The organism is Rhodococcus sp. 852002-51564_SCH6189132-a (assembly GCF_001665495.1).
Taxonomy (GTDB): domain Bacteria; phylum Actinomycetota; class Actinomycetes; order Mycobacteriales; family Mycobacteriaceae; genus Rhodococcus; species Rhodococcus pyridinivorans.
The window spans coordinates 1-13,084 of the sequence record NZ_LZMJ01000031.1; the positions used below are offsets into that span (position 1 = coordinate 1).

Sequence of the window (13,084 nt, forward strand, 5' to 3'; positions counted from 1 at the left end):
GCGTGCCCCCGCCGCGTATCGCGGGGTGTCGGGGGCTCCTCTCCCCCCCCCCCTTTCTCGGGCCTGTTATAACTTGGGGGGGGGGGGGGGGGGGGGGGGGGGGGGGGGCCCCCCCCCCCCCCCCCCCCCCACTGCCCGCCCATCACGGTGCACCGAAGGAATCGGCGCCGTCCGGCAACTGCACGACAAAGGGTGCCGAGCCGGACGGTGAGGGTCGCTGCTCAGGAGGGCTCGGGCCACGGCACGGTGGCCTGCAGCACCGCTTCGGTCAATGCCTCGGTGCGCCAGGTGGTCACCTGCTGGTAGTCGGGGTCGGCGACCATCTGCGAGAACGCGCTGCGGGAGGGATAGCGCACCAGCAGCACCGCATCCCACTGCTGGCCCGAATCGGCGACCAGCGCGGTCGAGCCATCCCCAGCGTAGAGGACCTCACCGCCGTAGCGCGGCAGAAACCTCTCGTGCAGTGCCGCGGCGTACCGGTCGTAGAGTTCTCGTCCGCCTTCGGCGAAACGCAGAAGATTCAGCATCACCACCGGCCCACCGGGATCCTCGGCAAGAAAACGTTTCAGGTCGGTACCACGCGGATCGACAGCCATGCCCGCAGTCTGGCACAGACCCGCGGTCGGGCTTGCGCGCGGTTCCCGGCATTCGGGTATTCACGGGGGCATTCAGGACAGGTGCACCGGTGGTGACGGGGACTGCTGCACGATCCGGTGACAGATTCGGTCACGCAGCCTGTGTGGCTGGTGTGGTCATGATGGTCTCGAACTCGACAGGCGTCAATCTGCCGAGCCGGAGCTGACGTCGCCGGCGGTGATAGGTCCGCTCGATCCAAGTCACGATCGCGATGCGCAACTGCTCGCGTGTGGCCCATCTCTGCCGGTCGAGGACGTTCTTCTGGAGCAGCGCAAAGAACGATTCCATCGCGGCATTGTCGCCGGCCGCACCCACCCGACCCATCGATCCGACCAGGTCGTGGCGGGCGAGGGCGCGGACAAATTTCCGGCTGCGAAATTGCGATCCACGGTCGGAATGAACCACACATCCGGCAACCGAGTCCCGCCGTGCCACTGCCGATTCGAGGGCCGTGACAGCCAGACGGGATTTCATCCGATCGCTGATCGAGTAGCCGACGATCCGGTTCGAGTACACGTCCTTGACCGCACACAGGTAGAGCTTGCCTTCCTCGGTTCTGTGTTCGGTGATATCGGTGAGCCACAAAGTGTTTGGAGCATCCGCGGTGAAGACGCGGCCGACGAGATCATCGTGCACCGGCGGCCCGGAGCGGCCCTTCTTCGAGCCACGTTTCTTGCCGAACACACTCCACCACCTGTTGGTCGAACAGATCCGCCACGCCGTGCAGTCCGACATCGACTCGCCCGCATCGCGGGCTTCGTCGGCGAGGAACCGGTAGCCGAACTCCGGGTCCTCGCGGTGGGCGTCGAACAGGGCGTTCGCCCGGTACGCCTCCTCGAGTTCGGCGTCGGTGACCGGGTCGGCGAGCCACCGGTAGTACGGCTGGCGCGCGATCCCCAGAACCCGGCACACCCGCCGCGACGGGAATCCCGCCGGCGGCCAGCTCGCGGACGAGCGGTGGGGGCACCTCCCGCGTGCGGGGGAACATCATTTTCCCGGAAGATTCGCCTGTGATAGATACGCCGCGGCCCGCCGCAGCACTTCGTTCTCCTGCTCAAGCAACCGGATCCGCTTTCTCAGCTCGCGGTTCTCTCTGGACTCCTCGTTCGTCGTCCCTGGCTTGGTGCCGTCCTCGACGTCGGCATTCCTGAGCCAGTTGGTCAGGCAGGATTCGCTGATGCCGAAGTCGGCGGCGATCTGCCGCAGGTGCTGACCTGGTTCGCGGTTGCGGGCCACGCGGACGACGTCGTCGCGGAACTCTTTCGGATAGGGCTTGGGCACGGGGTCCATCCTTCCAGCAGTGCCTTGCGGCACCACAGTTCAGATGTCACCTATCCGTGCAGCAGTCCCCTTCACCCAACTCGCCCGTCTGGCCGCAACACCCCGCCAACGTCGGCCACACTCCCTCACCCGCGACGATCTGCACACCTGGATCCCCCGCCTGACCCGCATGAGCACCGCACAACGCGCCGATCTGCCCGGTGTGTCGACTCCGCGTGCCCATCAGATCCTCGCCGGCGCGATCGTCGCCTACGAGACAATGCACGCGCTGAACGTTGCAGAGGTCACCGTCTGCCGATGGGCACTACGCGAAGGACTGATCCTGCATCATTTCACCGCCACCGAACCGGAGGGCCTCCTGCCATTCCAACCACTGCAGCCCGCACCACGGGCAGACCGCGGCGAGGAAACGACGGCTTCGGCCCTGTGGACCGCAGCAGCCGGATGACCCCGCACTGTGTAGGTACCGGACGCGCCCAGGACGAGGACGCCGAAAAGTTTGCCCAGGAAACGGTCGGGTATGTGACCTGGACAGGTCCGATGGTCGAGGCCGCGAGGAGGTAGAAAAACATGGTCGCTTCATCCGGACGCCACACCGATTCGACGGTGACGTTGCCCTCCGAAGTCCGCGGACGGTTGTCCCTGTTCGATCGTTTCGCCACCCGCGCCGACACTCTGGTCTCCCCGGGCGGCGTTCTTCGCCTTCTGCGTGCTGCTGGTGCTGGTCTGGGCGCCGTCGTTCCTGCTGCTCGACAACATCGACACCTGGCAACTGATCATCAACACCGTCACCACTATTGTCACGTTCCTGCTGGTCGCCCTGCTGCAGAACACCCAGAAACGATCCGACGATGCCATCCAGCACAAGCTCAATGCCATCGCCGACGGCCTGGCCGACCTGATGGCGCAACTGTCGCGCGAGCATCCCGGCCTTCAGGTCGACTGCCAGGAACTACGGGCCGCGGTCGGACTCGAACACCGCGAAGGCGCCTGACCGTCCCTATTGCCCCACACCTATCCCCCATCAGGAGCGCGGCTCGACGGCGACCGGGCACCCTCGTCTGCTGCGGTGTGAGCAACCGTGGGTCAGCACCGCGGCCCGAACGTGGAATCATCGTGGGATATCGATGATGACAGTGAAGGACACAGTGGAGCAGCAGCCTCTCATCCCGGAGCCCATGCACGCCGACCCCGCGACGGTGTTCTCCGCGCTGGCCGAGATCCTCTACGGCGGCGCCGATGCCAGCGAGGTGTATGCGGCGATCTGTGTCGCGGCCACCTTGCTGGTTCCCGGCTGTGATCATGCGAGTCTGATGCTGCGCCGCCGCAAGCAGTACGACACCGTCGCGGCCACCAGCGATATCGCTACGCGCATCGACGAGCTGGAACGACAACTCGGGCAAGGCCCGTGTGTGGATGCCATCGACGAGCAACTCCCCCAGATCGAAGCGGACCTGGCGGCCGGATCGTCCTGGCCGCAGTTGGCGCAGCAGATACTCGGCACCACGCCCGTGCGCGGGGTGATGGCCTTTCGGCTGCTCATCGACCGGAACAAGGTCGGGGCATTGAACCTGTTCTCCACCACCGCCGGCGCCTTCACCACCGACGCCGCCGGGCAGGCCAGCGTGCTCGCAGCGTTCGCGTCGGTCACCGCCACCGCCGTCCACCGCGAACAGGACATCGACTCGCTGCGCACCGGATTGATGAACAACCGCGAAATCGGCACGGCCGTCGGATTGTTGATGGCACTGCAGAACCTGACCGCCGACGAGGCCTTCGATGTGCTGCGCCGGACCTCGCAGCAGATGAACCTCAAGGTCGCCGACCTCGCCCGCGCCGTGCTCGACCAGCACCAACCCCTGCCCGAGCACTGACCCCTTCCCCGCGAGGACGCGACCTTCATCGCACCAGCTGCGGCGGTGGGCACAGACAGCCCCGCCTCGAGGTTCGACGTGCTGGGCCGAATACCGCGGCCAGAGCATCGGAGTCCAGGGGGTAGCCGTAGCATCCGCCGGAAATCGGGCGGATTTGGCGTATCCGACTGGTGGGCACGGGGTTTCGAGTTCGGCATGCACTGTCGACTGGTTGGTGCTTGACTGCCGATGATGATGTTGGTCGGTGCTGGTGGAGGCTGGGGTCGTGGCGACGCGGATGTTCGCGGACGAGGAGTTGGAACGACTGCGGGGATTCCCGGAGATCAGCCGCGAGGAGCTGTTCCGGTACTTCACGCTGACGCCTGCGGATCTGGCGTTCGTGGATCCGGGCCGGGGCCGGGGCCCAGCCGAGCGGCTGGGCTTGGCGATCGCGTTGTGTACGCTGCCGTGGCTGGGATTCGTGCCGGATCGGCTGGTCACGGCTCCGCCGGTGGCGGTGGCTCGTGTCGCCGAGCAGTTGCGGTTGGATCCGGTGGTGATCGGTGCCTACGGCAGGCGAGCCAAGACCCGCACCGAGCATGTGCGCCTGGCCGCGCGGTACCTGGGATGGCGTGCGGTCGGTGCGCTCGAGTTCAAGGAGCTCGATGAGTTCCTGCTCGCGCGGGCGATGGAGCACGATTCCCCGACTCTGCTGTTCCGGCTGGCGTGTGAGTATCTGATCTCGGCGAAGGTGATCCGGCCAGGCCCGGTCACCGTGGTCGAGCGGGTCGCCCACGCCCGCCACCAGGCCCAGACCGAAACCTATGACCGGCTCGCTCACGAGTTCACTGCGGCGCGGTGCGCGGAGTTGGACGGCTTGCTTGTCACCGACGCTTCGCTGGGGATCTCGCGGTTGCGGTGGCTGTCGACCGGGCCGGTGGAGGCCTCGGCGGCCGCGGTCCGCGCCGAGGTCGACAAGCTGGGTTTCCTGCGCGGGTTGGGCGCTGATCGGCTGGATATGTCGGTGCTGCCCGCCGAGCGGCGCCGGTTTTTGGCCACGATGGGCCGGCGCCTGAGTCCGCAAGCGCTGCAACGTCGGGATCCGCAACGCCGGTATCCGATCCTGCTCACGGTGCTGGCCCAGTCCGGCACCGATGTCCTCGATGAGGTCGTGGCGTTGTTCGATCAGGCGATCTCGGTGAAATTCGGTGCTGCCGAACGGAAGATGCAGCAGCGGCTGGCCGAACGAGGGAAGACTGGAGAGGACCGTCAGGCGCTGCTGGACGATCTGTTGGAAATCGTCACCGACCCCGGCGTTCCGGATGAGGAGATCGGTGCGCTGATCCGCGGCGAGAAGATCGGGTGGGAGCGCCTGCGCGCGGCGATCGCCCAGGCCAAGCCCAGGTTGCCGCGTGATCACGGGCATCTGGCGGCGTTGGATTCCTCCTACAACTACCTGCGTCAGTTCACCCCCGCGGTGCTCGAAGCGGTGCGCTTCTGCGGCGGTACCGCCGCGACCGAGTTGCTGATCGCGGTGAACATGCTGCGCGAGTTGAACGCGACCGGGCGGCGCAAGGTCTTCGATGACGCCCCGACCGGGTTCGTGCCGATGAAGTGGCGCGGCTACCTCGACGAGGCCCGCAAATCCGGCAGCGCGACCGCGTATCGGCACTACTGGGAGTTGTGTGTGCTGCTCGGATTGCGTGACGGGTTGCGCAGCGGGGATGTGTTCGTGCCGGGCTCGCGCCGTTACGCCGACCCGGCCGCCTACCTGCTCACCACCGGGCAGTGGGAACCGCAACGCGTTGAGTTCTGCGGCCTGGTCGGGCGATCCGCCGATCCTGGCGTCGCGCTGGCCACCGTGGTCGCCGAACTGCACGACGCTCTCGGTGAGCTGGAGGAGGTGCTGGCCGGCGGGGACGGCCCGGTCCGGCTGGACGAGGGCGGGGATCTGGTGATCTCGCCGCTGAGCGCGGAAGATGTTCCCGCCGAGGCGATCACGCTCAAGGCCGAGCTGACCGAAATGCTGCCGTTCGCGCCGATCGTGTCGCTGCTGATCGAGCTGGACAAACGCACCGGCTACCTGGACTGCTTCACCCACGCCGGCGGTCAGGCCACCCGGACGCCGGAGCTCAAACGCAACCTGATCGCGGTACTGCTGGCGCACTCGACGAACCTGGGGTTGACCCGGATGGCCGAGGCGTGCGGAATCACCTACGACATCCTGGCCTGGACCGACGAGTGGTATGTGCGCGAGGAGACCCTGCGCGCGGCCAACCTGGTACTGGTCGGCTACCACCAGCGGCTGCCGCTGACCGCGGTGTTCGGCGCCGGAACACTGTCGTCGAGCGACGGGCAGCGTTTCCCGACGCGCGGTAAGTCGACCACGGCGCGGCCGTTGAGCCGCTATTTCGCCAGCGAGGGCCTGTCGACCTACACCCATGTCAGCGACACCCACGCCACCTACGGCACCAAGGTCATCGTGGCGACCAAACGCGAAGCCCACTACGTGCTCGATGAGATCCTGGGCAACGCCACCGATCTGCCGATCACCGAGCACGCCACCGACACCCACGGGGTCACCCTGGTCAACTTCGGGTTGTTCGACCTGCTCGGGATGCAGCTCTCGCCACGGATCCGGGATCTGGGGCGGATCACCCTGTACCGGCCGGGCCCGCGCGCCGAGGCCGAGGCCCGGTTCCCGCACGCGGGCCCGCTGATGACCCGCAAGGCCAACCTGGGTTTGATCGCCGAGCACTGGGACGATCTGCTGCGGTTGGCCGGATCGCTGAAGTTCGGGCACGCCACCGCGTCGCTGTTGGTCGGCAAGCTGTCGGCGTCGGGGCGGCAGAACACCCTGGCCGCGGCGCTCAAGGAGTACGGGGCGCTGCGGCGCACCATTTACGCCGCGAGATACCTCTCCGATCCGGACTACCGGCGCAAGATCTCGCGGCAGCTCAACAAGGGCGAGTCGCTGCACGCGCTGCGCCGCGACCTGCTCTATGCCCATGAGGGGATGATCCGGGCGCGCCACCTCGAGGACCAGACCGAGCAGGCCTGGTGCCTGACCTTGACGACCAACGCTGTGATCGCCTGGACCACAGAGTATTACGGGTTCGCTGTCGAGCAGATGCGCCGGACCGGGCAGCGTATCGATGACGAGGTCCTGGCCCACATCAGCCCGGCCCACAGTGCCAACATCAACTTCTTCGGCGCGATCGAGGTCGACATCGACGCCGAGCTGGCCCAGCTGGGCCCGACCGGGTACCGGCCGCTGCGGGTGCGCGACACCTTGTTCTGACCGCGCGGAACCGGGGCCCGTGGTTACGGCGTGGCGATGTCGATAGCGGTGTCTGCTGGCGTGGGTGTTCGGTGGGCGGTGAGGAAGTTGTCGACGAGCCGGGTGCAGTCGTCGTGGTCGATGCTGCGTAATCCGGTGAGACGGGCGAACACGATCGGGCCGAGGAGTTCGATGATGGCGAAGGTGGTGTCGAGCTCGCCGAGCATCGCGCGGGCCTCGGGACTGGTGAGGATCTGGTCGAACGGGTGGCGGTACTGCTCGATGACGCGCGCGCGCAGCGAGGTGACCGCGGCCGGGTCGGGGTGGTCCTCGCCGATGGAACCCATCGCCAGCCAGGCCAGGGTGGTCATCTGCACCGGAGCCTGTTCGATGAGGTCGGCCTGGCTGGCGAGCAGCGCCAGGAGCCGCTCACGCACGGGCCCGGTGCCGGTCGGTGTGTCGACCTGGGGAAGTAGTCGTTCGAAAGTCGCCGCGAGCAGCTGGGTGGTGCTGCCGAAGTGCCGGTAGAGGGTGGCGCGGGCGACCTTCGACACGCGGGTGACCGCCTCGACGGTGACCGCCTCGACACCGCCGGTGGACAGCAGATGGGTGGCCGCGTCGAGCAACCGGTTGCGTGAGCGCGCCAGTCGCGGATCGGCCTGCTCGTCGTCCGCGGCGAGCGGGTCGGTCGCCGCCGGGCCTGAGTCGGTCATGGACGCGCCTTCCTCCGAATTCGTGTCGTTGAACTCTTGATATGGGTGAACTCTATCCCACCCCCCAACCACTATGATACGAATGGTCTCGTACAGATACCGTTGGTCTTCAAAGTCGGGGAGGTGCCGGTGGCCACACCCGGAACGGACACTGTCGAGATCGCCCGCTGGACCAGGGCCCAGTGGTGGATGCTGGCGGTGTCGTGCCTGGCGGTGGCGCTGGTGGTCGCGGCGATGGCGGCGTTGTATTCGGCGTTGCCGCAGATCGCGCTTGCGACCGGGGCCACCCAAGCCCAGCTGACCTGGATCGTCGACGGCTACACGCTGGTGCTGGCGTGTCTGGTGCTGCCCGCCGGCGCCGTCGGTGACCGTTACGGGCGCCGCGTGGTGCTGGTGGTGGGGTTGGTGGTGTTCGCCGCCGCCTCGGCGCTGCCGCTGCTGCTGTCCGACCCGGCCTGGTTGATCGCGACGCGCGCGCTGGCCGGGGCAGGCGCCGCGCTGGTGATGCCCTCGACGCTGTCGATCCTCACTGCAGGGTTCGCCCCCGCTCATCGCGGCCGGGCGGTGGGGATATGGGCCGGGGTCGCCGGATCCGGGGCGATACTGGGGATTCTCGGTGCCGGGGTGCTGCTCGAACGATGGTCGTGGCTATCGGTGTTCGTAGGGTTGACCGTGGCCGGGGCGGTGCTGGCGGGGTTGGCGTGCACCATCGCCGAGTCCCGCCAGCGCGAGCATCCGCAGGTGGACTGGGTGGGCGCGGTGGCGGTGGCGGTCGCTGTCGCGGCGATCGTGTTCGCCGTGATCGAGTTCCCCGCGCGCGGCTGGGCCGACCCGCTCGTCGCCGCCGCCGCCGGGGTCGGCGTGGCCGCGACGGCGGCCTTCGTGGTCGTCGAGCTGCGCTCGGCGGCGCCGCTGCTGGATGTGCGGTTGTTCGCCCGCCGTGGTTTCGGTGCCGGGTCGCTGTCGGTGACCATCCAGTTCCTGGTCACCTTCGGGGTATTCCTGCTGCTTGTGCAGTACCTGCAGCTGGTCTTCGGTTACGGGCCGCTGGCCTCGGCGCTGGCGTTGGCGCCGATGGTGGTGCCGCTGGTCGTGATCTCGGTGATCGCGCCGTGGCTGTCGAGCCTGGTCGGGTTACGGGTGATGACCGTGGCCGGCCTGCTCACCATCGCCGCCGGGCTGGTGCTGGTGAGCCGGCTGACACTCGCCGCGCACTACCTCGACCTGCTGTGGCCGCTGCTGATCATGAGCGCGGGCCTGGGATTGTGCACCGCGCCGGCGACCTATGCCATCGTCGCCGACACCCCCGAGGCCAAACACGGGGTCGCCGCCGCGGTCAACGACGCCGCCCGCGAGATCGGCGCCGCGATCGGGATCGCCGTGGCCGGCAGCGTGCTGGCCGCCGGCTACACCCACCGCATCCAGCCCGCCCTGCCCCAGTTGCCCGAGCCCGCCCGCGGCCCGGTCGCCGATTCCCTGGCCGCGGCGCTGCAGGTCGCCGACCAGGCCGGACCGGTGGCCGCACCGCTGGCCGAGTTCGCCAAGGCCGCGTTCGTGCACGGCAGCGGCCAGGCCGCGCTCGCCCTGGCCGCCCTCACCACCGTCGGGGCGATCGTGCTGGCAGTACTGGCCCCCGGCCGCGCACCACGCCGCCGATACATCTCGACCATTTCCCCCGCAAAACACGCTCCCTTCTCGTGAAAGACGCCCGTCATGACGGCCTATCGCACGATCATCGTCGACACCGACGGATCCGACCGCTCCTACCGTGTGGTCGACCACGCCGCCGAACTCGCCCACGCCACCCACGCCCGGCTCCTGATCATCTGCGCCCGCCACCCCATCGACGCACGTGAGTTCGGGGCGGACCTCGACCGGCTCGGACCCGACGCCTACCAGCTACGCGGCACCACTCCCACCGAGGCCATCCTGCGGACCGCCCACCAGCACGCCCTCACCCACAACACACCCCCACACACCGATAACACCCCCTGACCTGTTCCGTAACCGGATCGGCCACCGGAACACCACGCAGAGCCAACGTCGGCCCAGCTCACCGGTGTTCCGTAGAGGTGTTCCGCTGACTGTGCCGGTCAGCCCCCGCTATCTGGAACACTTTCGGCATGGGTGAGCCGTTCCGCGTCGGATACTGCCGCTGCTCCACCGACGAACAAGACGTCGAGATCCAAACCGAGCAGCTATTGGCGCTCGGAGTGCCGCGTGAGCGGATCTTCATCGACAAAGGGTTCTCCGGGACCACCCGCAAGAACCGGGCCGGGCTCGACAACGCACTCGCCGCCGTCACCTCCGCCGCGGCGGCCATCGACGGGCGACAGGTAGTGCTGACCACGCCGAAGTTCGACCGATTCGCACGCAACATGGCCGAAGCAGGCCAGACCCTGACCGAACTGCGCGAGCGCGAGGTGCTGTTCGGACTCGGGAGCTCGATCTACGACTGGAACGACCCGTTCGGCAAGCTCTTCCTGCAAACCTTGGCCATGGTCGCCGAATTCGAGGCCAACCTCAACCACCTACGCACCCGCGAGGGCATGGCCAAGGCCCGCGCGAAAGGCAGGCTCAAGGGCAAGCAGCCGAAACTTCCTCTCACGGCACGGAAAACAATCCACCGCCGCTACCACGACCCCGCCGACGACGCGAGCCTGGCGGACCTGGCCGAGGAATACAGCGTCGGCCGCTCCACCATCCACCGCATCGTCAGCAGTGCTGCACCACGAGCCTGAGAATTCACCAGCCTGTCGTCAGGATCCCGCTACTTTGCACTTCCTGACAACCTTGGGTTGCGGGCCCTTACGTCCCACACGAGTTCTGGCCCGAATCGGATCGTCGGCGAGCTGGGCGGATACGCCGCGCCCGCCAGGAGCCGGTGGCGAGACAGACGATCGTTTCGACCCAACAGGCCGAGCGGATCACCGACCGGGCACTACGCCATATCCGCCCGATTTTCGGCAAATGCTACGGCTACCCCCGTACGTGCCAGGACGACCAGGGCATGCAGGATTCGTTCGTCGCTCGCTCCGCCGGCGCGTGCCCAACGAGTCGGGTCTGTTGTAATAGCGGCTTCGATTTGGTCGAGCTCGTCATCGATAACTTCGCGTTCGGTGACACTGGGCGGAGTAAACCGAGCGGCGGTATCGAGGGCACGCCGCCACTGGCGAACCGTCTCATCTCGGCCCCGGTCACGGTCTTCGCGTAGGCGGACAAGACCCGGGGCTGAACCGACAACTGCTTCGACATCTGCCAGGGTACGACCAGCTTTCGCCATCCCGAGCAGGATGCTGTGTGCGAGGGCCGATCTGTCGGTGCCTAGCGGGGGAGTCGTAGATAGAAGCGCGCGAGTTCGGGCGGTAAGTGGTCGGCGCGGGCGATCGAGATGCGGTCCGGCCTGGTCCTTGACGATGCGGACCCTCTGAAGACGGGGGTCTCGCAAATGAGATTCGGTGTGAGGATGCTGGGCGAGAAGCCATTGCACCACCTCGGGCGAAGTACCTGCATCCATGCGCACCAACGTGTCGATCAGTGCTTGCCCACGAAGATGGGGGAGGGACCAGCCACCGTGACGATGGGGAGCGCCAGGAGGTCGCACCGCGCCAGTGGCGGAGTTGGTGAGCGGGGACAGATCGAGACTTGGGTAGTGTTGGCGTAGTACGTGCGCTAAGCGGCGCACACTGTCCGCAGAAGTGCCCGGTTCGGTGAGCCGGACCCATATGTGCTGGCCCTTCGTCGGACCGGAGACTGTACGCAGATATGCGACTCCCAGGTCATCAAGCACATTGCACAGGCGATCTGCATCACTGACGGCAGTCTCAGTACCGTGCCGACTGCTATCGAAGTCGAACGCGAGTAGCCGGAATCGTCGCTGTGTATCAGTGAGGTGAATAGCCCACGGCACGGCCGGTGCAGTCGCAGGCATCGCTGATGTGGCCAGGTAGTCATGCGTTTGCTGCACGTCGAGACGTACTCGGGGTCGCGGTGACCATTTACGAGTACACACCTCAAACAAGCGCTCTATGAGACGCGGGTCACTTATCTGTGACGTGTTCGAACCGCAGCATTTAGTGGCCGTACTTAAATCGCTGGCGACACGCGGTGATTTGATTGAACCTTCTTCAGGGTGTGCGATACCCTGAGACCACTCAGGCAAGAGTGTCCCTTCGGGGAGGTAGAGGAACAAGAAGTTGGCGCTTCTCCTCTACGTGACTTATTTCGAAGCCCCTGGCCGGCACGCCGGGGGTTTCGTTTTTGTATAGGCCTGCTCTACGCGGTCAGGCGCTTCGTTGGATCTGGGTGTCCTCCTCTTCCTGCAGCCCTGCGGCGGTCAGGTCGGCGACTGTCGTCCCCATAGCGTCCGCAACGATCTCCATAAGCAGCGTGTTGGCGTTGAGCCCACGCCGTTCCGCTTCGGTATGAAGGAACCGACGCACGCTTGGGTGCACACGAAGGTTCATCTGCACAGGCGTATACGGCAGCGCGGGACGGCCCACTCTGCGGCGACGGACACAATCGGACATGCCGACGATCATGACAGTTCGTCTTGTTCTTTCACTCTAGACACGCCGGACTTGCAGAAATTTTCTGCTACCTACGAAGTAGAGAGTTAGGTGCACGAGCTAAGCGTGCGCGGGCAGTGATCTTGCCATCGGACGCCGAAGCGACGGGAAACCGTCGAGTGATGCTACGACAGTGCGTCATTGATACCAGATTGCACATCGAGGATTACTGTCTATAACCTCCGCACGGCAGCCTGTTTGTAGAACGATCCCAAGCGACCTCACTACAAGCCTGCGAGAGGTGCCGAAGCAGCGAGAGTCGCGCAAATCTCAAGATAGACGGCAAAGGCGCAGGTCGCAGGATTGCCGATAACCTAAGTTATGTTAACTAGAGTGGAACCGGACCTCCTCCGGACAGGTGCGGCAGGGCGTCCGAGGCGTTCGGAGATCCCTGGTTCGCCCGAATCGATGCGATGGGCCCCACCTGTCACTCGGCCTCTGGCTCGAGTCCGGCCCACCTCCGGACTGCGACCGGCCTGCCGGCGCCCGTGCCGGATCGAGCCGCCGATCCGCTCGACGCGCGTTCGGCTGCTCATGCATCGGGTGCCATGCCGCAGCGACGCGCACACTGCACCGACCCACGGTTCACCGATGCGGCGTTGCGGCAGCACCGTGTGGTCGTCTCGCGTGCGCGTTGCGCGCCGCAGATCGCGCGGACGATGCGCATGTTGGTGGCGCGGGATCATCCCGTCCCCCGGGGTGCTGCGACCACCGATCGCCCCTTCTCGCCTCTTCCACATTTGATGGATAACG

Annotated in this window: 10 protein-coding genes and 2 pseudogenes; 7 read left to right on the forward strand and 5 right to left on the reverse strand. The window is 66.6% G+C overall.

Annotated features, from left to right (window positions below):
- Positions 1–221: 221 nt before the first annotated feature.
- From A5767_RS06070 to A5767_RS24135, 3 genes and pseudogenes are all read right to left on the reverse strand, one after another.
- Complete coding sequence (locus A5767_RS06070; RefSeq protein WP_064851913.1) at positions 222–596, reverse strand: DUF1330 domain-containing protein; 375 nt, start codon at positions 594–596, stop codon at positions 222–224.
- Between the two features lie 130 nt (positions 597–726).
- Positions 727–1,551 (reverse strand): annotated as a pseudogene (locus A5767_RS06075) (IS3 family transposase); the annotation flags it as partial.
- 72 nt (positions 1,552–1,623) lie between these two features.
- Positions 1,624–1,917 (reverse strand): transposase, encoded by a 294-nt coding sequence (locus tag A5767_RS24135; protein ID WP_006552189.1) that lies wholly within the window; start codon positions 1,915–1,917, stop codon positions 1,624–1,626.
- 43 nt (positions 1,918–1,960) lie between these two features.
- On the opposite strand from A5767_RS24135, the gene A5767_RS06085 reads away from it, so the two are divergent.
- The 4 genes and pseudogenes from A5767_RS06085 (at position 1,961) to A5767_RS06100 (ending at position 7,071) form a co-directional block, all read left to right on the forward strand.
- Positions 1,961–2,365 carry a Ppx/GppA phosphatase family protein gene (locus A5767_RS06085; RefSeq protein ID WP_082937617.1) on the forward strand — a complete coding sequence of 135 codons (405 nt, stop codon included), beginning with the start codon at positions 1,961–1,963 and terminating at the stop codon, positions 2,363–2,365.
- A 122-nt stretch (positions 2,366–2,487) separates the two neighbouring features.
- Positions 2,488–2,911, forward strand: a pseudogene (locus A5767_RS06090) (low affinity iron permease family protein).
- Positions 2,912–3,047: 136 nt separating this feature from the next.
- Positions 3,048–3,791: an ANTAR domain-containing protein gene (locus tag A5767_RS06095; protein WP_064851916.1), complete on the forward strand. Its 744-nt coding sequence runs from the start codon at positions 3,048–3,050 to the stop codon at positions 3,789–3,791.
- Positions 3,792–4,056: 265 nt separating this feature from the next.
- A complete protein-coding gene (locus A5767_RS06100) occupies positions 4,057–7,071 on the forward strand; it encodes a Tn3 family transposase (RefSeq protein WP_039583599.1) in 3,015 nt (1,004 codons plus the stop codon).
- A 23-nt stretch (positions 7,072–7,094) separates the two neighbouring features.
- Here the strand turns inward: A5767_RS06100 and A5767_RS06105 are convergent, their stop codons facing one another.
- Positions 7,095–7,763 carry a TetR/AcrR family transcriptional regulator gene (locus A5767_RS06105; RefSeq protein WP_039583585.1) on the reverse strand — a complete coding sequence of 223 codons (669 nt, stop codon included), beginning with the start codon at positions 7,761–7,763 and terminating at the stop codon, positions 7,095–7,097.
- Positions 7,764–7,892: 129 nt separating this feature from the next.
- Here A5767_RS06105 and A5767_RS06110 point away from each other — a divergent pair, with 129 nt between their 5' ends.
- The 3 genes from A5767_RS06110 to A5767_RS06120 all read left to right on the forward strand — a co-directional run bounded on the left by A5767_RS06110 (position 7,893) and on the right by A5767_RS06120 (position 10,504).
- On the forward strand, positions 7,893–9,464 hold the full coding sequence (locus A5767_RS06110; RefSeq protein ID WP_039583601.1) for an MFS transporter: 1,572 nt from the start codon (positions 7,893–7,895) through the stop codon (positions 9,462–9,464).
- A 12-nt stretch (positions 9,465–9,476) separates the two neighbouring features.
- Positions 9,477–9,758, forward strand: coding sequence for a universal stress protein (locus A5767_RS06115; protein WP_231913134.1), 282 nt, complete (start codon positions 9,477–9,479; stop codon positions 9,756–9,758).
- A 128-nt stretch (positions 9,759–9,886) separates the two neighbouring features.
- Positions 9,887–10,504 carry a recombinase family protein gene (locus A5767_RS06120; protein WP_006553200.1) on the forward strand — a complete coding sequence of 206 codons (618 nt, stop codon included), beginning with the start codon at positions 9,887–9,889 and terminating at the stop codon, positions 10,502–10,504.
- Between the two features lie 1,542 nt (positions 10,505–12,046).
- Here A5767_RS06120 and A5767_RS06130 read toward each other — a convergent pair.
- A complete protein-coding gene (locus tag A5767_RS06130; RefSeq protein ID WP_019287437.1) occupies positions 12,047–12,304 on the reverse strand; it encodes a hypothetical protein in 258 nt (85 codons plus the stop codon).
- Positions 12,305–13,084: the final 780 nt, after the last annotated feature.